Source organism: Streptomyces sp. RK9 (assembly GCF_045070545.1).
In the GTDB taxonomy this organism is placed as follows: domain Bacteria; phylum Actinomycetota; class Actinomycetes; order Streptomycetales; family Streptomycetaceae; genus Streptomyces; species Streptomyces alboflavus.
Window position 1 is genome coordinate 3051140 of record NZ_CP173703.1, and the last position, 21483, is coordinate 3072622.

The window sequence follows — 21483 nt, forward strand, 5'->3', positions numbered from 1 at the left end:
TCACGCGAAGGCGTCGAGCCCGGTGAGTTCCGCGGACAGCTCCCACAGCCTGGCCGCGGCGGCCGGGTCCACCGCCCAGGGCTTGACGCCGCCGATCAGCATGTCGTCGGTCGTGGCGGGCCCCGCGATGTCGCAGTCCTGGCAGTAGGCGCCGCCGTGGCCCTCGAGGAGCGGGGACGTCGCCGCCCACACGGCCGTCGCCGCGCCCTGCGCCGGGGACTTGAAGCCGTCGGCGGGCCTGCCGTCGCGGTCCATCCAGCCCTGCGCGATCTGCTCCTCGCGCGGGACGTGGCGCTGGAGCGGGGTGAGGATGCTGCCCGGGTGCACGGCGAAGGCGCGCGGGCCGCGGTCGCCTGCGACGGTGTCCAGGTGCCGGGCGAACAGGGCGTTCGCCGTCTTGGACTGGGCGTAGGCGAGCCACGGGTCGTAGGGGGAGCGACAAAAGTGCGGGTCGTCCCAGCGGATGTCGGAGAGGAAGTGGCCCGACGACGCCACCGACACGACGCGGGCGCGGCCGGGCGTGAGGGCCGGGGCGAGGCGGTTGACCAGGGCGTGGTGGCCGAGGTGGTTCACGGCGAAGTGGGCCTCCCAGCCGGGGCCGACCCGGGTCTCGGGGCAGGCCATGATGCCCGCGCCCGCGATCAGGAGGTCGACGGGGCGGCCGCTCGCGAGGACGCCGTCGGCGAAGGCGCGGACGCTGTCGAGGTCCGCGAGGTCGAGCGGGGCGACCTCCGTGCCGGGGGTGGCGGCCAGGGCGGCCGCCGCCGTCTCCGGCCTGCGCGCCGGGACGATCACATGGGCCCCGGCGCGGGCGAGGGCGCGGGTGGCTTCGAGGCCGAGCCCGGAGTAGCCGCCGGTGATCACGGCGGTCCTGCCGGTCAGGTCGACGCCCCTCAGGACGTCGTCGGCGGTGCTGCGGGCGTCGTGGCCGGAGCCGAGGGGGCGCTGGGCGGTGGTGCTCTTCGTCATGCGCAGGACGCTAGAACCTAGACTGCGATCTAGATCAAGCTCGACCTGGAAGGAATGTGCGCGTGGCGAACGCAGGCGACGGTGCGCCCGCCGGACTCTCCATCGGCGAGGTCGCCGACGCCACCGGCCTCAGCGTGCACGCCCTGCGCTTCTTCGAGCGCGAGGAGCTGTTCCTGCGGCCCGTTCCCCGGACCGGCGGCGGGCGGCGCGTGTACGAGCCCGCCGACGTGGAGTGGCTCGGCCTCTGCAACCGGCTGCGGGAGTCCGGCATGCCGATCGCCGAACTGAAGCGGTTTGCCGGACTTGTCCGCTCGGGCCCGGGGAACGAGGCCGAACGGCTCGCCCTGCTCCAGGCGCACGAGCGGGCCGTCCGCGCCCGGATCGCCGAGCTCGACGCGAGCCTGGAGATCATCCACGGCAAGGTCGTCGCGTACGAGAAGCACGTGCGCGAGGGCACGGCGGCGGGGGTGTGGGCGCCGACGCCGTCCCGGTGACCGGACGCCGTGGGCGCGGCTGCGCACCGTGTCCGGAACTCGGACGAGGGCCCTGTCAGCGCCCCCGCCCGCACGAGATATCTTGATGTCGAGCAATGTTGCAGACGTGGAGCGGAGCACCCGGTGACTGACTCGACCATCATCTACACACACACTGACGAGGCCCCCGCCCTCGCGACGCATTCCTTCCTGCCGGTGATCCAGGCGTACGCCTCCACCGCCGGTGTGAGCGTCGAGACCCGTGACATCTCCCTGGCGGGCCGGATCATCGCGAGCTTCCCCGAGCACCTGGAGGCGGGCCAGCGCATCGACGACGCCCTCGCCGAGCTGGGTGAGCTGGCCAAGACGCCGCAGGCGAACATCATCAAGCTGCCGAACATCTCGGCGTCCATCCCGCAGCTGAAGGCGGCCGTCGCCGAGCTGCAGGAGCAGGGCTACGCGCTCCCGGACTACCCGGACGACCCGAAGACCGACGAGGAGCGCGACATCCGCGCCCGCTACGACAAGGTCAAGGGCTCCGCGGTCAACCCGGTCCTGCGTGAGGGCAACTCCGACCGCCGTGCCCCCGCGTCGGTCAAGAACTACGCCAAGGCGCACCCGCACCGCATGGGCGCCTGGACCGGCGACTCCAAGACGAACGTCGCCACCATGGGTGAGAACGACTTCCGCTCGACGGAGAAGTCCGTCGTGATCGAGAAGGCCGGTGCGCTCAAGATCGAGCTGGTCGGCGACAACGGCTCCACCACGGTCCTGCGCGAGTCCGTGCCGGTCCTCGCCGGCGAGGTCGTCGACGCCTCCGTGATGCGCGTCGCCGCCCTGCGCGAGTTCCTGACCGCGCAGGTCGCCCAGGCCAAGGCCGACGGCGTGCTGTTCTCGGTGCACCTCAAGGCGACGATGATGAAGGTCTCCGACCCGATCGTCTTCGGCCATGTCGTACGCGCCTTCTTCCCGAAGACGTTCGCGGCCTTCGGCGCCGACCTGGCCGCGGCCGGTCTCACCCCGAACGACGGCCTCGGCGGCATCTACAAGGGCCTGGAGGCGCTGGCGAACGGCGCCGAGATCAAGGCGTCCTTCGAGGCCGAGCTGGCCGAGGGCCCCGAGCTCGCCATGGTCGACTCCGACAAGGGCATCACCAACCTGCACGTGCCGTCCGACGTCATCGTCGACGCCTCCATGCCGGCCATGATCCGCACCTCCGGCCACATGTGGGACAAGGACGGCGGCGAGGCCGACACCCTCGCGGTCATCCCGGACTCGTCCTACGCGGGCGTCTACCAGGTCGTCATCGACGACTGCCGGGCCAACGGCGCCTACGACCCGTCCACGATGGGCTCGGTCCCGAACGTCGGCCTGATGGCGCAGAAGGCCGAGGAGTACGGCTCCCACGACAAGACCTTCGAGATCGCCACCACCGGCACGGTCCGCCTGGTCGACGCCGAGGGCGACGTCCTCATCGAGCAGCAGGTCTCCGAGGGCGACATCTTCCGCGCCTGCCAGACCAAGGACGCCCCGATCAAGGACTGGGTGAAGCTGGCCGTCAGCCGCGCCCGCGCCACCGGCGACCCGGCCGTCTTCTGGCTGGACGCGACCCGCGCCCACGACGCCAACCTGATCGCCAAGGTCGAGGCGTACCTGCCGGAGTTCGACACCGCGGGCCTGGACATCAAGGTCCTGTCCCCGGTCGAGGCCACCAAGCTGTCCGTGGAGCGCATCCGCGAGGGCCTCAACACGATCTCCGTCACCGGCAACGTCCTGCGTGACTACCTGACCGACCTGTTCCCGATCCTGGAGCTCGGCACCAGCGCCAAGATGCTCTCGGTGGTCCCGCTGATGAACGGCGGCGGCCTGTTCGAGACCGGCGCCGGCGGCTCCGCGCCCAAGCACGTGCAGCAGCTCGTCAAGGAGGACTACCTGCGCTGGGACAGCCTCGGTGAGTTCCTCGCGCTCGCGGTGTCCTTCGAGCACCTCGCGCAGACCACGGGCAACGCCCGCGCCCAGGTCCTCGCGGACACCCTGGACCGCGCGACGGCCTCCTTCCTGGAGGAGAACAGGTCGCCGAGCCGCAAGCTGGGTGGCATCGACAACCGCGGCAGCCACTTCTACCTGTCCCTGTACTGGGCCCAGGAGCTGGCCAAGCAGACCGACGACGCCCAGCTCGCCGAGGCGTTCGGCCCGCTCGCCAAGACGCTGACCGAGCAGGAGCAGACGATCGTCGGCGAGCTGATCGCCGCCCAGGGCAAGCCGGCCGACATCGGCGGCTACTACCAGCCCGACCCGGCCAAGGCCTCGGCGGTCATGCGTCCTTCGGCCACGTTCAACCAGGCGATCGCCTCGCTCGCCTGACGCGTCCGGCGCCCCCGAGCGCCCGACGCACCGCGTGTGCACCGCCCCGGTCGGCAGCCGCCGACCGGGGCGGTCGTGCGTGTGGGGTGGCCCGGGAGCCGTCGGTGTCCGCCCGGGCCCCGGGGGCTCGCTGTGCACGGACCGCGCTGTTCCTTCAGGCATCTGAACTGTCAGCCGTTCCTGCCGGTCCGCGCCGCCCCGGTGCCATGATGGGCGGGCGCCGATCACCCGGGGGGACGGGACGCGGCCCGCGGAGCGGGCCCGGGCGGCGCCTCACCGACAGCCGGTGTCAGCGGGCGGCGCGGATCCCCATTGTATAAACGTGCGGCGCAATGTATATTCATGCCATCCACGCAGGAGGAATCCATGACGGTACGCGCAGCGGTCGCGGGAGCGAGCGGATACGCGGGTGGCGAGCTGCTGAGGCTCCTCGCCGTGCACCCCGAGGTCGAGATCGGCACCCTCACCGCCCACTCGAACGCGGGCGAGCGCCTGGGCGCGCTCCAGCCGCACCTGGCCCCGCTCGCCGAGCGCGTCCTGGAGCCGACCACCGCCGAGAGCCTGGCCGGCCACGACGTCGTCTTCCTCGCCCTGCCGCACGGCCAGTCCGCCGCCGTCGCCGAACAGCTCGGCCCGGACGTGCTCGTCGTCGACATGGGCGCGGACTTCCGCCTCAAGGACGCGGCCGACTGGGAGAAGTTCTACGGCAGCGCCCACGCGGGCACCTGGCCCTACGGACTGCCCGAGCTGCCCGGCGCCCGCGCCGCCCTGGCGGGCAGCAAGCGCATCGCGGTCCCGGGGTGCTATCCGACGGCCGTCTCGCTCGCGCTCTTCCCCGCGTACGCCGCCGGGCTCGTCGAGGACGAGGCGGTGATCGTCGCGGCGTCCGGGACCTCCGGCGCGGGCAAGGCGCCCAAGGCGCACCTGCTCGGCTCCGAGGTCATGGGCTCCATGTCGCCGTACGGCGTGGGCGGGGCGCACCGGCACACGCCGGAGATGATCCAGAACCTGAGCGCCGCCGCGGACACCCGCGTCACGGTCTCCTTCACACCGACCCTGGCCCCGATGCCGCGCGGCATCCTCGCCACCTGCAGCGCCAAGGCCAAGCCGGGCGTGACCGCGGAGAGCGTCCGCGCGACGTACGAGAAGGCCTTCGCCGACGAACCGTTCGTGCACCTGCTCCCCGAGGGCCAGTGGCCCGCCACCGCCTCGGTGTACGGCTCCAACGCCGTGCACGTCCAGGCCGCCCACGACCCGGCGTCCGGCCGCGTGATCGTGATCAGCGCCATCGACAACCTCACCAAGGGCACCGCCGGTGGCGCGGTGCAGAGCATGAACATCGCCCTGGGCCTCCCGGAGGAGCTGGGCCTTCCCACCATCGGGGTCGCGCCGTGAGCGGCGCGCCCGCGGCCGCCGGGCCGCATCCGACGACCGCGAGCAAGGAGACGCAGTGAGTGTCACGGCAGCCAAGGGATTCCGGGCGGCGGGCATCGCCGCCGGGATCAAGGAGAGCGGCAACCCGGACCTGGCCCTCGTGGTCAACGACGGTCCCCGCCTGGCCGCCGCGGGCGTCTTCACGTCCAACCGCGTGAAGGCCGCGCCCGTCCTGTGGTCCGAGCAGGTGATCAAGGGCGGCCAGGTCTCCGCGGTCGTCCTCAACTCCGGCGGCGCCAACGCCTGCACGGGCCCGCAAGGTTTCCAGGACACGCACGCCACGGCCGAGAAGGTCGCCGGCACGCTCGGCCTGAACGCGGGCGAGGTCGCCGTCGCGTCCACCGGACTCATCGGCGTGACGCTCCCCATGGACAAGCTCCTGCCGGGCGTCGAGACGGCGGCCGCGGCCCTGTCCGCGCACGGCGGCGAGAAGGCCGCCATCGCCATCAAGACGACCGACAGCGTGCACAAGACGGCCGTGGCCGAGGGCAAGGGCTGGATGGTCGGCGGCATGGCCAAGGGCGCGGGCATGCTCGCCCCCGGCCTCGCCACGATGCTCGTCGTCCTCACCACCGACGCCGACGTCCCGGCCGCCGACCTGGACAAGGCCCTGCGCGAGGCGACCCGCCTCACCTTCGACCGGGTCGACTCCGACGGCTGCATGTCCACCAACGACACAGTGCTGCTGCTGGCCTCCGGCGCCGCCGGAGTGACCCCGCGGTACGCGGAGTTCGCCGAGGCCGTCCGCACGGTCTGCGACGACCTCGCCCGCCAGCTCATCGGCGACGCCGAAGGCGCGAGCAAGGACATCCGCATCGAGGTGATCGGCGCGGCCGACGAGGACGACGCCGTCGAGGTGGGCCGCTCCATCGCCCGCAACAACCTCCTCAAGTGCGCCATCCACGGCGAGGACCCCAACTGGGGCCGCGTGCTCTCCGCCATCGGCACCACGTCGGCCGCCTTCGAACCGGACCGCCTGAACGTCGCCATCAACGACGTCTGGGTCTGCAAGAACGGCTCCGTGGGCGAGGACCGCGACCTGGTCGACATGCGCTACCGCGAGGTGCGGATCACCGCCGACCTCGCCGCCGGGTCCGCGTCCGCCGTCATCTGGGCCAACGACCTCACCGCCGACTACGTCCACGAGAACAGCGCGTACTCCTCGTAGCGCGTACCCCGCAGCCCGCCCGTCCCCCTCCGCGCGGTACGCCCTCCCCACCTGGAAAGCCCCATGAACACCCGCAAGCACACCGCACTGCCCAAGGCCGAGATCCTCATCGAGGCGCTGCCCTGGCTGACCCGTCACCGCGGCAAGACCGTCGTCATCAAGTTCGGCGGCAACGCCATGGTGGACAAGGACCTCAAGGCCGCGTTCGCCCAGGACGTGGTGTTCCTGCACCACGCCGGACTGCGCCCGGTCGTCGTGCACGGCGGCGGCCCGCAGATCAGCGCCCAGCTCGACAAACAGGGCCTGGTCAGCGAGTTCAAGGCGGGGCTTCGGGTGACGACGCCCGAGGCCATGGACGTCGTCCGGATGGTCCTCGCCGGGCAGGTGCAGCGCGAGCTGGTGGGGCTGCTCAACGAACACGGACCCCTCGCCGTCGGCCTCACCGGCGAGGACGCCCACACCATCACCGCGACCCGGCACCGGCCGCTGATCGAGGGCGAGCTGGTCGACATCGGCCAGGTCGGCGAGGTCACCGAGATCGACACCGGCGCCATCGAGGCGCTGCTCGCGGACGGCCGCATCCCGGTCGTCTCCTCGATCGCCCGCTCCCAGGACGAAGGCGGCAAGGGGCATGTCTACAACGTCAATGCTGATACGGCGGCTGCGGCACTCGCTGCGGCGCTTGGTGCCGAGACGCTGATGGTGCTCACCGACGTGGAGGGCCTGTACGAGGACTGGCCCCACAGCGACGACGTCATCAGCCGGCTGACCGCCACCGAGCTGGAGAAGCTCATCCCCGAGCTGTCCAGCGGCATGGTGCCGAAGATGCAGGGCTGCCTGCACGCCGTGCGGAACGGCGTGCACACCGCGCGCGTCATCGACGGGCGCGTCCAGCACTCGATCCTGCTGGAGATCTTCACCGACGAGGGAATCGGCACGATGGTCGTGCCGGACGAACTGAGCGAGCCGTAAAGAGGGGGAACCGGAATGACCGCCAATCAGGAGCTGACCCGGCGCTGGCAGGGCGCGCTGATGGACAACTACGGCACGCCCCGCATCCCGCTGGTGCGCGGTGCGGGCAGCAAGCTGTGGGACGCCGACGGCAAGGAGTACACCGACTTCGTCGGCGGCATCGCCGTGAACGCGCTCGGCCACGGCCACCCCGCGATCGTGGAGGCCGTGTCCCGGCAGATCGCCGCGCTCGGCCACGTCTCCAACCTGTTCGTCGCCGAGCCGCCCGTCGCGCTCGCCGAGCGGCTGCTCGACCTCTTCGGCCGCGACGGCCGGGTGTTCTTCTGCAACTCGGGCGCCGAGGCCAACGAGGGCGCGTTCAAGATCGGCCGCCTGACGGGCCGCCCGCACATGGTCGCCACCGACGGCGGTTTCCACGGCCGGACCATGGGCTCCCTCGCCCTCACCGGCCAACCCGGCAAGCAGGAGCCGTTCCTGCCGCTGCCCGGCGACGTCACCCACGTCCCGTACGGCGACGTGGAGGCCCTGCGCGCCGCCGTCACCGAGGACACCGCCTTCGTGATCATCGAGCCGATCCAGGGCGAGAACGGCGCCGTCGTCCCGCCCGCCGGCTATCTGAAGGCGGCCCGCGAGATCACCCGCGCCACCGGGACGCTGCTCGTCCTCGACGAGGTGCAGACCGGAATCGGCCGTACCGGCCACTGGTTCGCGCATCTCGCGCAGGAGGGCGTCGACCCGGACGTCGTCACGCTCGCCAAGGGCCTCGGCGGCGGCCTGCCGCTCGGCGCCACCGTGGCGTTCGGCCCGACGGCCGAACTCCTGAAGCCCGGCCACCACGGCACGACGTTCGGCGGCAACCCCGTCGCCTGCGCCGCCGGACTCGCCGTCATCGACACCGTCGTGGCCGAGGGCCTCCTTGAGAACACCAAGCGCGCGGGCGAGAAGCTGCGCGACGGAATCGAGTCAGCGGGGCACGCGTCGGTCGACCATGTCAGGGGTGCGGGCCTGCTGCTGGGTATCGTGCTCACCGAGCCGCTGGCAGTCCAGGTACAGCAGGCGGCTCAGGACGCCGGCTTCCTGGTCAACGCGCCCGCCCCCGATGTCGTACGGCTGATGCCGCCGCTGAACGTGCGCGACGACGAGGTGGACGCCTTCCTCCGGGCCCTGCCCGGCGTCCTCGACCAGGCAGCCGCGGCCAACACGGCCAACGCGGCCAACGGGGCCAACGGGGACCGACGATCCGGGGAATGAGACGACGATGAGCCACGCGCAGGACAACGGGCCGGCCGAGCACGCGGGACCCGCCGTTCCGCAGACCCGCACCGCACGCCACCGCCGGATCGTGGACATCCTCAACCGGCAGCCGGTGCGCTCGCAGAGCCAGCTGGCCAAGCTCCTGGCCGACGACGGCCTGACCGTCACCCAGGCCACCCTCTCCCGGGACCTCGACGAGCTGAACGCCGTCAAGATCCGCAACACCGAGGGCGACCTGATCTACGCCGTGCCCAGCGAGGGCGGATTCCGCACCCCCCGCGCGCCGCTCGGCGAGTCGGCCAAGGAGCAGCGCATGCGGCGCCTCTCCGTGGAACTCCTCATCTCCGCGGAGGCCTCGGCCAACCTCGTCGTCCTGCGCACCCCGCCCGGCGCCGCCCAGTTCCTCGCCTCCGCCATCGACCAGGCCGAGCTCCACGACATCCTCGGGACGATCGCGGGCGACGACACGGTGATGCTGATCAGCAGGGAGCCGAGCGGGGGACAGGCCCTCGCGGACCACTTGCTGCGGCTGGCTTCGAACGAGCACTAGGGCGTGGTGTCGCGGGCCCCGGCGGACGGTTCCCCGTGACCTCCCGGGGAGTGTGACTCCTCGGGCAGTCCGAGGCCGAACAGCGCCGCGTAGCGCCCGAGGCGGTCCCCGACCCACTCCGCGCTCTCGCCCACCGCGTCGGCGGCGAACCGGACCTGCTCCTCGGTGACCCGTCCGCCGAGCGCCGGGAGCGCGCCGTCCGCGTGGACGGACAGGACGATCAGGTCCTGCCAGCGGGGCAGCTCGTCCGGGATCGCGGCCGGGTCGAGGTCCGGGGGAGCGGCCTCCAGGGGGAGGTACGGGACGACGCGCTCCCAGGTGCGCGTGACCGGCTCGCCCAGGCGCCCGGCGAGGCTCACCAGGTCCAGGGGGCAGAGCGGGGCGCCCGGGGCGGAGACGCGGTGGTCGGCGCCGACGGCGACGGCGTCCCAGGGGTCGGGTTCGGCAGCGGGCAGGTTCTCGATCTCGGCCGTGGTCAGCTGGGGGATCTGGGCTCCCAGCTCCCGGAGCGGCGCGAGGCGTTCGTACGCCGAGCGGGCGTTGATGTGGCGGTCTCGGGCGTACGTGACCAGGCGCTCGGCGGTGAGCGCCGTCCAGCGCGGGGACTCGAACCACTCGTCGTACTCCTCGCCCCAGTCGAGCAGCGCGGTGCCCTCCCCGTGCTCCGGGCGGAACCCGGCCAGCGTCGCAGGGAGTTCGGGCACCGTCAGGCCCACGCGCTTCGCCTCCCGGCGAGCCGTCTTCCACATGGCCGACAGGGGTGACTTCAGGTTGACGCACGACGCGAAGAGGATGTCGGCGGTCGGCAGGACCGGGTAGTCGGCGCCCACGAATGAAGGGTCGGTGCCGGAGAACGCGTACTGGCTCGGCACCGGCAGCTCCTCCCACGCCCGCAGGAGTTCGCTTGACGCGGGCACGTCCGCCCCCGCTTCTCGCAGGTCCTCCACCACGACGGCGAGGTCGTCCCAGGACACCTCGCGCGGCCGGGTGAACGCGAGGTCGCGCAGCGTCAGGCCGTCCTCGAGGACGAGCCCTTCCGCGTGGGCGGAGGCGAGCACGCTCGTGGTCTCCGGGACCGGGACCACCCGGCCCGCCGCCGACTTCTCCCGGTGGTGCCGGGTGCAGGCGATGCCGAGGTGGTCCGCCCAGCGCGCGATCTCCTTCTCCGCCTTGCGCAGCGGGATCTCCCACTCCGCGGCGAGCTCGAACGTGGCCGCCCAGGGGAGCGCGAGGCGGCCGTCCGGGCCCGGCGCGCAGTAGTTCTGCAGCACCCCGGAGATCTCCCAGGGCACGTCGGTCCACCGCCGCACGGACTCCGCGTCGGGGGCCGACCAGCCGAGCCACGCGAACCGCGCGAGCCGCTGCCGCACCTCCTCGGGCGGGAGTCCTCGCGTGTCCGCGACGGCGACGACGTCCCACGGCCACTGGACGCGGCGCCAGCCCCGCGGGCCCTTCCGGTAGAGCAGCGACAGGTCCGACCGGTCGCACACGTGGTCGGCGTGGTGGTCGGGTGCGGCGGGCGGCGCGGAGGTGAGGAACGGCGCGAACCGGGCACACCTCTCGGCCAGGCGGCCCAGCGGCTCTCCCAGGGTGCGCGAGGCACGGACCAGGCCGCCGAGGTCGTCCGGCGCGTGCTCGTAGTCGCTCTCCTCCTCCGTCGTCTTCCCCCAGCCCCGGCGCGTGCGTCGGGGCAGCAGGCCCCGGACGATGTTCATGTCGCGCCAGTCGGGCGTCCAGTCCAGGTCGTCGCCGGCGGCGCCCCGCAGGACCGGGGGCGGCTTCAGGACCGGGTGGACGAGCCGCAGCGCCCGCGCCGCGCGCACCACCTCACGGACCGTCATGTCCGTCTCGCCCGCGAGCGCGACGGCCGCCCGCCAGTCGAGCGGACTCCGGTCGACCAGGACGCCGCTGTCCCAGCCCGAGGGCACCCCGTGGGCGACGGCCGCCCAGCCGGGCTCGGGCACCGGGTGTCCGGCGGTCGACGCGGGCAGCGCCTCACGGGGCGGCGGCGTCCTTCCGAGCACCGCGGCCCGCCACGGACGCACGGCCTCCGGCCAGTCCTGCGAGAAGCTGCCCCGGGCCCTGCGCTCCTCGACGAACTCGTCCCAGCGGAACCAGCCCGTGGAGTCGAGGTCCAGGGCCGTGCCCCAGGGCGTGGTGTCGCGCACCGCAACGCCACGGCCGCGCCACCGCTCCCACACCGCGCGGGCCGCCGCCAGGTTCTCGTGCTCAAGACGCCACAGCCACGCCATGGTCAGCCCCGGCCAGCCGGCGAGCACCTCCGCGCCCCGCGCCCACTGCTCGGCCTCCCAGCTCGCGTCGTACGACTGGAGCTTCTTGCGGTTGAGGCTGAGCGTGCCCGCCTGCGGGCCCGTCAGATTGAGTACGTAGCCGAAGGGCTGCTTGTCGGTCCCGATGCCGTCGCACAGGATCGCGCCCGGTCCGTTCACCCACCACAGCACCCCGGGAACGGCCTCGACGCACCTCGGCCGCCCGTCGTCCGCCGGAGCGCGGCGCAGCACCCCCGGCTCCCACTCCCGCCCTCGCCCCGCCGCGTCCCGCACCTGCACCGCGAACTCGCTCACCTTGACGAGACGGTCCAGCGTCTCCACCGCCGAGACCGCGGACACGGCCGCCGAGTCCCGCAGGTACAGCCGCACCCGGGTGCCGCCTTCGAGCAGCCCGTCCCCGTCCTCCGCGCAGGCGTCGTCGTGCTCCTGGACGCGGAACAGGTTCGCGCTGCCCGGGATGTCCACGCGCAGCGCCGACCGCGCCGGGATGCCGTCGGTGCCGACGGGGCGGGTCACCACCGTCATCTCCTCGGCCAGCATGAAGTAGCTGAACACGCCGATGCCGAAACGGCTGTTGGGGTAGAGGCGCAGGGCCGGGTCGTGGCGGTGCCAGGTCGCCTGTTCCTGGCGGAAGGCGCGGGACTGCTCGAAGCGGCGGCCCGCCTTGGTGAAGGTGTTCTTGAGCTGGTCGAGGCCCATGCCGACGCCGTTGTCGCGGCACTCCACGTAGCGGCCCCGGTCGTCCTCGCCCTCGACGAAGGTGATCCGGCCCGCCCACGGCGCCGGACGCGCGCCCCTGCTCTCCAGGTAGCGGTGGCGCATCGCGCGGTGGCGGCAGGCGTCCATCGCGTTCTGGTACAGCTCGCGCAGGGCGAGGTCCGGCTCGCCGTCGTAGATGCGCTCGCCCATGAGCAGGTCGCGGACCTCGGTCTGGGCGAGCTGGAAGCGCAGCAGCGGCACGTCGTACGCCCTGCGGCCACCGTCCTCGACCGGGCGCAGGCCGCGGTCGGTCACGCGGGCGGGCAGGCCCGCGAGCAGGGCCGCCCGGGGTGCGGGCAGCCTGCGGGCCGTGTCCCGCAGGGCGCCCGCCAGTTCGTCGGCCTGCTCGACGACGCCCGCGAACGCGGCGTGCAGCGCGGGGTGCGGGCAGGCCGCGTCCAGGTGGAGCTCGCCGTCGGCGGCGTGCCAGTCCGCGGCACGCACCGCGTTGACGGCGTCCTGGGGGAGCAGGGCGTCGCGGACGGCCAGGTGCTCGGCGAGGACGTCGGGGAGGGTGCGGACGTCGAGGGCGAGCACGCAGGCCAGGTGCAGGACGCCCGCCAGCTCGTCGGCGCGCAGGGGCTGCCGGGCGCCGCCGGGCAGCGGGAAGGCCAGGTCGGGGCGCGGGGCGCGGTCCTGCGCCGGAGGGCCGAGCGTGATGCCCGCGGTGAGGGCGGCGAGTGCGGCCGACAGCTCGCGGGCGCGCGGGCCCGGGCACAGCGCGTCCGCGAGCGCCGTCGAGTCGGCCTCGGGCACCGGCTGCTCGTCCGTCACGAACCGCTCCGCGATCCACCGGTGCACGAGCCACAGGGCGACCCCGCGCGCCTCGTCGGGGCGGGACGTCCGCCAGCAGTCCGAGAGCTTCTTCTTGATGTGCGGGTGGTGCTCGGCGACCTGTTCGTAGTGGCGTCGCCACGCGTCGCCGTCCTTCTGGTGCCAGACGGTGTACGGCCCGATGTCGCGGGCGTGGCTCAGCCGCCGCGCCCACGCGGCCTCGTGCAGCAGCGGCGCGGCGACCAGCGCGGCGGCCTCGAGGGCCGACAGCGTCTGCGTCTTGGGGACGAGGCGGGGCAACTGGTCGCGTACGACACGGACCAGGAAGTCGTCGTCGGCCCACGGGTCGGGCATCCGCTCCTGGGCCAGGTGCACGACCTGCGCGCACGTCTCGACCAGGTCCCCCAGGCAGTCCCGCAGCCGCGGCACGCTCCTCGCGTCGTCCTCGGCGACCCGCTCCCACAGGGCGGTGTCGGCGACGGCCTCCCGCCAGGCCTCCAGGAGCCGGCGGCCCTCGCACACGACCGCCGCCCGGGCCTCGGCGTCCAGCTCCGCGCCGCAGTGCAGCCTCGGCTCCTGCGGGGCGGCGCCGTGCAGGCGGGCGGCGCGCAGGGTGTGCTGCCGCGCCGTGTCGAAGACCTCCTGCACGGTCCGTGCCCGCGTGAGCGGCCGGAAGGCCTCCGCGAGCCCGAGCGTGAAGAAGCTGCCCTCCGCCGAGTACCCGGAGCGCTGCCCGGCCGCGCAGGCCGTCATCAGCGCGAACCGCCCCGACGGCTGCCCCTTCAGGACGCTGCTGCCGAACACCCCGTCGGCCGACTCGCCCCGGCAGGCGTCGATCAGCCACAGCACGGTGCCCGCCCGGCAGTGGGTGAGGTACGGGCTGATGTCGGCGGGCACCAGAGTGTCCAGGTACGGCTGGGTCCACTCGGCGTCGGGGGCGTGCGGGGCGCGCGCGTCGGCAGGGACCAGGTGGTCGGTGTCGCCGACGCGGATGCCGTGGCCGGTGAAGTGGATCAGGAGGGTGCCGTCCTCGGGGACGTCCCGCGACACCTCGTCGACGGTCGTGATGATCTGGGCGCGCGTCGCCCCCGGCACCGTCCGCACCTCGTAACCGGCTGCCCTGAGCGCGGCGCCGAGGGCCCGCAGGTCGGCGGTGACCGGTGCGTCGAGCGAGCCGAAGCGGTGTGCGGCGTCCGGAGTGTCGCCGACGCCGATGAGCAGCGCCGTCCGTGCTTGTGCCATGCCCTCTCCCCCTGTGCGAGGCCTTATCGTCGCATTTCCGGGCGAGGACGACGGCCGGAACCCTCAGGGTGAACGGGGCGGCGCCGGACCGGACTTGGCGTGACCCCCGTGGACGCGGCCCTCATCCCGCCCCTGCGCCGCTCCGTCAGCGTCTCACTCCGCCCGCCGCGCCCGGTGCGCCATCCACGCCGCCACCACCGCCCCCGACACGTTGTGCCACACGGAGAACACGGCGGCGGGCAGCGCGGCCAGCGGGCTGAAGTGGGCGGTCGCGAGGGACGCGGCGAGCCCGGAGTTCTGCATGCCGACCTCGAAAGCCATCGCGCGGGACGCGGGCGGACCGAGCCGGGCCAGCTTCCCCGCGCCGTAACCGAGCGCGAGCCCGAGCCCGTTGTGCAGGACGACCGCGACGAGCACGAGCGCCGCCGCCGACTTGATGGCCGCGGCGCTGCCCGCGACGACCACGGCCACGATGACGGCGATGGTCACGGCCGACAGCCACGGCAGCGCGCCGAGCACGCGATCGACGTAACCCCCGAAGAGCAGCCGGACGGCGAGGCCGCCGACGACGGGCAGGAGCACGGTCTTGAGGATGTCCGTCACCATCGAGCCCGCGTCCACCGGCAGGTACTCACCGGCGAGCAGCAGCGTGAGCGGCGGTGTCACGAGCGGCGCGAGCACGGTCGACACGGTCGCGACGGACACGGAAAGGGCCACGTCGCCGCGCGCGAGATAGGTGACGACGTTGGACGCGGTGCCGCTCGGCGCGCACCCCACGAGGATCACTCCGGCGGCCAACTGGGGCGAGAGGTCCAGGGCGTGGGCGATGAGCCAGCCCAGGCCCGGCATGATCACATAGTGCGCGACCAGGCCGAGCGCCACGGCCCAGGGGCGGCGTGCGACGCCCTGGAAGTCCTGCGGCGTCATCGTCAGGCCCATGCAGAACATGACCACGCCGAGCAGATACGGCACGCTCTCCTTCCAGCCCCCGAAGGTGCCGGGCGTCGCGAGGCCGACGGCGCCCGCGGCGAGGACGAGCACGGGGAAGACGGTGACGGCGCGGCGGGCCGCGCGGTCGGCGGCTGTCACGGGCCCGGGGGCCGCCGTCGGGCCGGGACGTGTCGGTTCGGTCTGCACCCGGCGATGCAACGTGCCGGTGCGCCGGGCACGCAACCGCGTCTCGATATGTGGTCGCTACATGTGTCCTGGGGTGTACGCGGCGGAGGCACCGTCCTCACTTGGTGGCGCCGCAACTCCCCACCGGTGCCACGGAGATGACGGTACGAGCGGGCAGCGTCACCCGCTTCGCCTTCGCACCCTCCCCGGCGTCCCCGCCCTCCGCCCGCAGCGACACCCCGTCCCGCCCCGACCCCAGGAACTCCCCGCACCGCTCCCCGGACGTCGTGCTCACCCGCACCAGATGGTCCTTCGGGGACTCCGTCTCGACCCAGGCGACCCCGATGGCCCCGGCGGCGCACACGACGCCGGCCACGCAGCACACCGACGCCCACCGCAGCGAGGTGACGACGCGCCGGACCTCCTCCTCCGTCCAGCGCCGCAACGCCTGCCCCGCGAGCAGCGTGCGGTCGCCGAGCCGCCCGTGCGCCGCCCGCACGGCGAGCACCGACCCGGCGACGAGCAGCAGGAACGCGAGGCCGACCAGGCCGGACGCCACCAGGCGTGCCGTGTCCGGCAGGCCGTTCAGGTCGTCGCGGCCCTTGAGGACGACAAGGACGGCGAGGAGTGCCGTCAGACCGGTCAGACCCGTGCGCCAGCCCTCGGCCTGCCGCCGCAACTCGTCGAGCTGCGTGAACTCCAGCTCGCGCGCCAGCTCCGCCCAGCGGCGGTCGGACTGGGCGGTCACGGCGTGCCGTTCGGGGTGCCGCTCGGCGCGGGCGTCACCAGCGCCCGCACGCGCCAGCTGGCTCCGCACCCGACGAACACGGCGTTCGCCGGGAGCTGCGGATGCGGGTGCCCGCACTCGCAGAAGTGCCGCTCCTGGGCGAGCAGCGCGGCGTCCGAGGCCGGCCCCTTGGTCCCCGCACCCGTCCCGGTCCCGGGCACACCGTGCCGGTACTCGGTGGCCGTCCGGCCGAGACAGCGGGGACAGTGGCCCCGCACCAGGGTGTGCCCGTCGGGCGAGGGGCCGACGGTGAACTCGTCGCTCACCTCGCCGAGGTCCGCGTCCGCGTAGGTGGTGTCGAACCGGTGCGAGGGCGGCGGGGGCTGGGTCATGAGGCGTCGTCCAGGTCGAGATCGAGGTCGAACAGGGTGGCGTACAGGCGCAGGCGCTCGGTGGCCCAGGCCTCGGACTCGCCGGTGGCGTCGGCGGCCCGCGCGATGTGCCGCCCGTCCACCTTGCCGGTGAGGGCGGGGAGCCGGCCGTCGAGGCCCACGGAGAGGATCGCCAGGTCCTGCCAGAGGGGGACGGTGTCCGGCGGGGCGGGCAGGGGCGGGGATTCGGGCAGCAGGGGCAGGAAGGGGGCGACGCGGGCGAGGGTGCGGGGGACCGGTTCGCCGAGGCGGCCGGCGATGCTCACCAGGTCCAGGGGGCCGAAGGTCTTGTTGGTCGGGGACAGCCATTGGTTCTCGTCGAGGGCCACCATGTCGCGGGCCGAGAGGGGGGAGGCGGGCAGGGCCGCCAGGGCGGCCGCAGTGAGTTCGGGGACCAGGGCGCCGAGGGGGCGCAGGAGGGCGAGCAGGGTGTAGGCCTTGGCGGGAGAGATCTCCAGTCCGTAGGTGTACCTGGCCAGCGCGGCGGGCGTCAGAGGTTTCCACACGGCGGCCGAAAGCTGGTTCTCGACGCGAGGCTGTTCAAGAAAGCTGCTGTATGGCTGCTCGGTGAGGGCGGCGACGTCGTGGGAACTGGGTCGATAGGAGGCGAGATCCTCGGGCAGGGGAGGCACGACCAGACCGAACCGGTCGGCCCCCTGGTGGGCGACTGCCCACATGTCAGCCAGTGTTTCGTGGAGGCGCTCCGCGGTGTAGAAGAGCCCGGAGGCGGTCAGTTCGTCGGCCGGGTCGTCCTCCGGGCTGTGCACGACCTCCTTGCCCGAGAGCGCGAAGCGACTGCGCAGCGGCAGCGCGGACCACTCGGCGACAATGTCCACGTTGTCGGGGAGACGGGCCCCGGCGGCCCGCAGCTCGGCGACGGCCCGCGCGACGTCGAAGCTGTGCGGCGCCTCCTTGGCGCCCCTCGCCAGCGCTTCGTACCCGATGCCGTCCTCAAGGCGGGCGCCGACGCTGTTCAGCCCGTCCACCAGCGCGGCCGTGTCGCTGGAGGGCACGAAGCGGCCGTCTTCGTCCGTGTACCTGCGCTCATGCGTGAGGCCTGTCGCGGCGGCGATGAGCGCCAGGCGCTCCGAGGCCGCCGAGAGATCGGTCTCCCACCGCACGGCCATGACCACCGTTGCGCCCCAGCGCAGCGTCCGGCTTCCGTCCTCGGCCGGAGGGGCGAACTCGGTCAGGACCTGCTGGAGTGTCTCGTCGAGATCCGCCCAGGACCGGACCGTGTCGGCGGCGGGCGGAACCCAGCCGAGCCAGGCAAAGTCGGACAGCACGCGCAAGATCTCCGTCGGTGTTCTGCCGGTGGCCCGCTGCACCCGGAGCACCTGGTCCGGGCGCGTCACCGGCACCATCTTCTCCTCGAACTCGAGGGTGGACTGCAGGAAGAGAGCCTCGACCTCGTCGTCCGTGCACACGTGGTCCTCGTGGTGTGGGGGCACACGAGGCAGGGTCTCGCCGTGCAGCGCCACCCAGCTCCGGTAGTGGTCGACGACGGCGCCGAGGGGTTCATTGAACCTGTGGGAGGCCAGGACCAGGCTGCCGCGACCATGGCTGACGTGGCGATTGCCCTGCACCGCGCTGATCTGGGCGGAGCCCGCGAGGACTCTGGCCAACTCGATGTCCATCGCGTCGGGCGCCCGGTCGAAGCCCCCCGGGCTCAGGGCCGGGGGAGCCTCGGAGGGGTGCGCGACACGGAACCGCCGTTTGCGCCGCAGGGCATCGGCCACCGACACGCCTTGCCGGGCGGCCTGTTCGCAGACATGCCACCAGCCCTTGGCGCCGCGCAGGGCCGAATCCCCCGGCTCGGGCACGGGGTATCCCAACAGGCTCCTGGGGGACGACGCCGAGTGATGGGTGTGCTCAAGGCGCATCGCGGCGGTCCGCCAGGGGGCGAGGTGCCCCGCGTCGTGGACGTGCCTGGCGCGGGTCGTGATTCCCCGGTCCGGGTGGAACCAGCCCTCGGAGTCGAGCCGGTGCCGACCGCCCCCATCCCGCGCCGCGGTGACCCCCTTGCCCCGCCACTCCTCCCACAGCACCCGCGCCACCGGCAGGTTCTGCCGCTCCAGCTCCCAGAGCCACTCCATCGAGAGCCCCGGCCACTGGGCCAGCGGCACCGCGCCCGCGCGCCAGTTGTGCTCCTCCCACGTCCGGTCGTACGCCTGCAATTCCTTGCGGCTGACGCTCAGCTGGCCCGCGTGCAGCCCCGTCAGATTCAGTACGTAGCCGTAGGGCGCCTTGTCCGTGGCGATGCCGTCGCACAGCACACCGCCCTTGTCACGCACCCACCACAGCACTCCCGGCACGGCCTCCAGCGGTTCCAGGCGGTCGAGACCGACCCCCGACTGCAGCACCCCCGGCTCCCACTCGTGCCCAGGCCCCGCCAGGTCCCGCACCTCCAGCTCGAACTCGCTCACCCGCACCAGCGGCCGCAGCGTGCCCACACAGGACAGGCCGTCGGCCGTGCCGTCCGCCCGCAGGTAGAGGCGGACGCGGGTGCCGCCCTCCGGGAGGCCGTCGCCCGCGCCCTCGTGCCGCTGGATGCGGAACAGGCTGCCGCTGCTCGGGATCTCGACGCTGAGCGCGTGCGCGGCCGGGATGCCGTCCGGGCTGACCTGCCGCGTCACGATCGTCATCTCGTCGGCGAGCATGAAGTAGCTGAACACGCCGATGCCGAAGCGGCTGTTGGGGAACAGGCGTAGCTTCTGGTCGTGCCGCAGCCAGCGCGACTGCTCGCGCCGGAACGCCTTGGACTGCTCGAAGCGGCTGCCGGCCCGCGTGAAGGTGTACTTCAGCTGCTCGGCGCTCATGCCGACGCCGTTGTCGCGGCACTCCACGTACCGGCCGCGCGCGTCCTCGCCCATGGTGATCGAGATCCGGCCGCGCCAGGGCGCGGGCTGCGGGCCCGCGCTGTCCAGGTAGTCCCAGCGCATCTGCCGGTACCGACAGGCGTCCATCGCGTTCTGGTACAGCTCCCGCAGCGCCAGGTGGGGCTCGCCGCCGTACAGCTGCTCGCCCATGAGCAGTTCACGGACCTCGGTCTGCGCCAGGTGGAAGCGCAGCAGCGGCACCTCGTACGTGGCCTGGCCGCCGCGCTGGCTCGCCCTCAGGTCGCGGTCGGTCACCCGCGTGGGCACGGCCGACAGGAGGCAGGCCTCCGCCTCCGGCAGCGTGCCCGCCAGGTCGGCGACCTGCGTGGCCAACTGGTCGGCCTGGTGCGCCACTTCGACGAGCGCGGCGTGCACGGCCTGGTGCGGGCAGGGCACGTCCAGGTGCAGCGTGGTGCCCTCGGGCTGCCAGCTGAGCAGGTCGGGGTGCGAGACGAGGCCGACGATCTCCTGCGGCAGGACCGGGTCGGACACGGCCAGGTGCTCGGCCACGACCTCCGGGAAGGTCCGCACGTCCAGGGACAGCACGCCCGCGAGCCGGAGCAGCGCGGCCAGCGGGCGCATCCGCAAGGGCTGGTAGCCGCCCGGCAGCAGGACCTTCGCGGGGCCCCGCTCGACGTCGCGCGGGGCGCCGGAGTCGTCGAGCGGCTCGTCGAGGCCGATGCCCTCGGCGGCCGCCCGCATCAGCCCCGACAGCTCGGCGACCCGGTCCTGCGCGGGCGCGGCGCCGCCGAGCAGGGCGGTGGCGAGGGCGTCCGCGCACGGAGCGGGCACCGCCTCGTCGTCCGTCTCGAACCGGTCGGCCACCCACCGGTGCACCAGCCACATCGTGACGGCGACGGCGTCCTGGGGCCGTTCGCGGGCGTGGCACTCCGCGACCTTCCGCGCCACGCGCGCGTACTGGTCGCCGACCTGTTCGTAGTGCCTGCGGTGGGCGTCCGCGCCGGGCACGCGCTCCAGCGACCCGGGACCGAACTCGGCGGCCTGGCTCAGCCGCTCCGCCCAGGCCGCCTCCCGCAGGAACGGCGCCGCCACCAGCACGGCCACCTCGACCGCGGACAGCTTCGCCCCGTCCGGCAGCAGGGCGGGCAGCCGGTCGCAGAGCAGCCGCACGGGGTAGGTGTCGTCGGCCCACGGGTCCTCGAACGGCAGCCGGCTCTGGGCGAGGTGCAGCGTGTGGGCGCTGCGCTCCACGAACGCGCTCAGGCAGTCCTTGAAGCGCTGGACGCCGTCGTCGACGCGCTGGACGCCGTCGCGGGGCTCCACGCGCTCCCACAGGGGCGTGGTCCGCACGGCTTCCTGCCAGGCCTCCAGGAGCGGCCGGCCCTCGCAGATCTCGGTGGTCTTGGTCCGGTCCTCGAAGTTGGTGCCGTAGCGGATGCGCGCGTTCTGCGTGAGGCCCTGCCGGTGCGCCACCGCCTTGGCGCGGGCGGCGGCGTTGGCGAACACGTCCTCGACGGAGCGGTCGGGCGTCAGCGGGCCGAGGGCCTCGGCGAGGCCGCGGGTGAAGAAGCTGCCCTCGCCGGTGTAGCCGCTGCGCTCGCCCTCCTTGCAGCCCATGAGGACGGCGAAGCCGCCGCCGGGCGGGCCGTTGTCGACGCTGTTGCCGAACGGCACGTCGCCGCCGGTCAGTTCGGTGCGGCAGGCGTCGATGGCCCACAGCACGGTGCCCGCCCTCGACGACTTCAGCCAGGGGCTGATGGCGGTGGGCAACAAGGAGTCCAGGTACGGCTCCTGCCAGTCGCCGTCGGGCGGCGTCACGGCGTCGAACGGCACCAGATAGTCGATGTCGCCCACGCGGACGCCGTGCCCGCTGAAGTACAGCAGCAGCGTCCCGCCCTCGGGGACGGCGCGGGCGGTCTCGTGTATCCGTGCTCTGATCTGGCTGATCCCGGCGTTGTGCAGGACGGTGACGTCGTAACGCGCCGCCTGCAGCGCCGAGTTCATCAGCCGCAGGTCGGCGTCCACCGCGTCGTCCAGGGGCTCCAGGAGCCCGTCCGCCGCGGGCACGTGCCCGACTCCGATCAGCAGCGCCGTGCGCGCCGGTGCCATGTGGTCCCTC

At 73.4% G+C, this 21483-nt stretch carries 13 protein-coding genes; 7 read left to right on the plus strand and 6 right to left on the minus strand.

The features are described 5' to 3' along the window. Positions 1 to 969 carry an SDR family NAD(P)-dependent oxidoreductase gene (locus AB6L24_RS12430; protein ID WP_405655094.1) on the minus strand — a complete coding sequence of 323 codons (969 nt, stop codon included), beginning with the start codon at positions 967 to 969 and terminating at the stop codon, positions 1 to 3. A gap of 62 nt (positions 970 to 1031) precedes the next feature. Between AB6L24_RS12430 and AB6L24_RS12435 the strand changes: the two genes are divergently transcribed. From AB6L24_RS12435 to AB6L24_RS12465, 7 genes are all read left to right on the plus strand, one after another. After that, positions 1032 to 1463 carry a MerR family transcriptional regulator gene (locus tag AB6L24_RS12435; RefSeq protein ID WP_405655098.1) on the plus strand — a complete coding sequence of 144 codons (432 nt, stop codon included), beginning with the start codon at positions 1032 to 1034 and terminating at the stop codon, positions 1461 to 1463. 123 nt (positions 1464 to 1586) lie between these two features. Further along, entirely contained in the window at positions 1587 to 3806 is a 2220-nt protein-coding gene (locus AB6L24_RS12440) for an NADP-dependent isocitrate dehydrogenase (RefSeq protein WP_405655100.1), read from the plus strand. 366 nt (positions 3807 to 4172) lie between these two features. Next, complete coding sequence (gene argC, locus AB6L24_RS12445) at positions 4173 to 5201, plus strand: N-acetyl-gamma-glutamyl-phosphate reductase (protein WP_405655102.1); 1029 nt, start codon at positions 4173 to 4175, stop codon at positions 5199 to 5201. A 55-nt stretch (positions 5202 to 5256) separates the two neighbouring features. Then, on the plus strand, positions 5257 to 6408 hold the full coding sequence (gene argJ / locus AB6L24_RS12450) for a bifunctional glutamate N-acetyltransferase/amino-acid acetyltransferase ArgJ (protein ID WP_405655104.1): 1152 nt from the start codon (positions 5257 to 5259) through the stop codon (positions 6406 to 6408). A gap of 63 nt (positions 6409 to 6471) precedes the next feature. Continuing rightward, positions 6472 to 7380, plus strand: coding sequence for an acetylglutamate kinase (gene argB, locus AB6L24_RS12455; protein WP_030356313.1), 909 nt, complete (start codon positions 6472 to 6474; stop codon positions 7378 to 7380). A 15-nt stretch (positions 7381 to 7395) separates the two neighbouring features. After that, positions 7396 to 8631, plus strand: coding sequence for an acetylornithine transaminase (locus AB6L24_RS12460; protein ID WP_405655107.1), 1236 nt, complete (start codon positions 7396 to 7398; stop codon positions 8629 to 8631). 7 nt (positions 8632 to 8638) lie between these two features. Next, positions 8639 to 9184 (plus strand): arginine repressor, encoded by a 546-nt coding sequence (locus AB6L24_RS12465; protein ID WP_030356315.1) that lies wholly within the window; start codon positions 8639 to 8641, stop codon positions 9182 to 9184. On the opposite strand, the gene AB6L24_RS12470 is transcribed toward AB6L24_RS12465, so the two are convergent. From AB6L24_RS12470 to AB6L24_RS12490, 5 genes are all read right to left on the minus strand, one after another. Then, positions 9181 to 14250, minus strand: a complete 5070-nt coding sequence (locus AB6L24_RS12470; protein ID WP_405655109.1) for a caspase family protein — start codon at positions 14248 to 14250, stop codon at positions 9181 to 9183. The genes AB6L24_RS12465 and AB6L24_RS12470 overlap by 4 nt on opposite strands. A 153-nt stretch (positions 14251 to 14403) precedes the next feature. Further along, positions 14404 to 15387, minus strand: coding sequence for a bile acid:sodium symporter family protein (locus AB6L24_RS12475; protein ID WP_405655111.1), 984 nt, complete (start codon positions 15385 to 15387; stop codon positions 14404 to 14406). Positions 15388 to 15484: 97 nt separating this feature from the next. Then, entirely contained in the window at positions 15485 to 16114 is a 630-nt protein-coding gene (locus AB6L24_RS12480) for a hypothetical protein (protein WP_405655113.1), read from the minus strand. Next, positions 16111 to 16485, minus strand: coding sequence for a hypothetical protein (locus AB6L24_RS12485; RefSeq protein ID WP_405655115.1), 375 nt, complete (start codon positions 16483 to 16485; stop codon positions 16111 to 16113). Before AB6L24_RS12485 ends, AB6L24_RS12480 begins: the two co-directional genes overlap by 4 nt. Further along, on the minus strand, positions 16482 to 21473 hold the full coding sequence (locus AB6L24_RS12490) for a caspase family protein (RefSeq protein WP_405655117.1): 4992 nt from the start codon (positions 21471 to 21473) through the stop codon (positions 16482 to 16484). Before AB6L24_RS12490 ends, AB6L24_RS12485 begins: the two co-directional genes overlap by 4 nt. Positions 21474 to 21483: the final 10 nt, after the last annotated feature.

Excerpts from the sequence above, each read along its gene's own strand:
- AB6L24_RS12485 (WP_405655115.1), bottom strand. The coding sequence starts at position 16,485 with ATGACCCAGCCCCCGCCGCCCTCGCACCGGTTCGACACCACCTACGCG.
- AB6L24_RS12490 (WP_405655117.1), bottom strand. The coding sequence starts at position 21,473 with ATGGCACCGGCGCGCACGGCGCTGCTGATCGGAGTCGGGCACGTGCCC.
- AB6L24_RS12465 (WP_030356315.1), top strand. The coding sequence starts at position 8,639 with ATGAGCCACGCGCAGGACAACGGGCCGGCCGAGCACGCGGGACCCGCC.
- AB6L24_RS12470 (WP_405655109.1), bottom strand. The coding sequence starts at position 14,250 with ATGGCACAAGCACGGACGGCGCTGCTCATCGGCGTCGGCGACACTCCG.
- argB (WP_030356313.1), top strand. The coding sequence starts at position 6,472 with ATGAACACCCGCAAGCACACCGCACTGCCCAAGGCCGAGATCCTCATC.
- AB6L24_RS12460 (WP_405655107.1), top strand. The coding sequence starts at position 7,396 with ATGACCGCCAATCAGGAGCTGACCCGGCGCTGGCAGGGCGCGCTGATG.
- AB6L24_RS12430 (WP_405655094.1), bottom strand. The coding sequence starts at position 969 with ATGACGAAGAGCACCACCGCCCAGCGCCCCCTCGGCTCCGGCCACGAC.
- argC (WP_405655102.1), top strand. The coding sequence starts at position 4,173 with ATGACGGTACGCGCAGCGGTCGCGGGAGCGAGCGGATACGCGGGTGGC.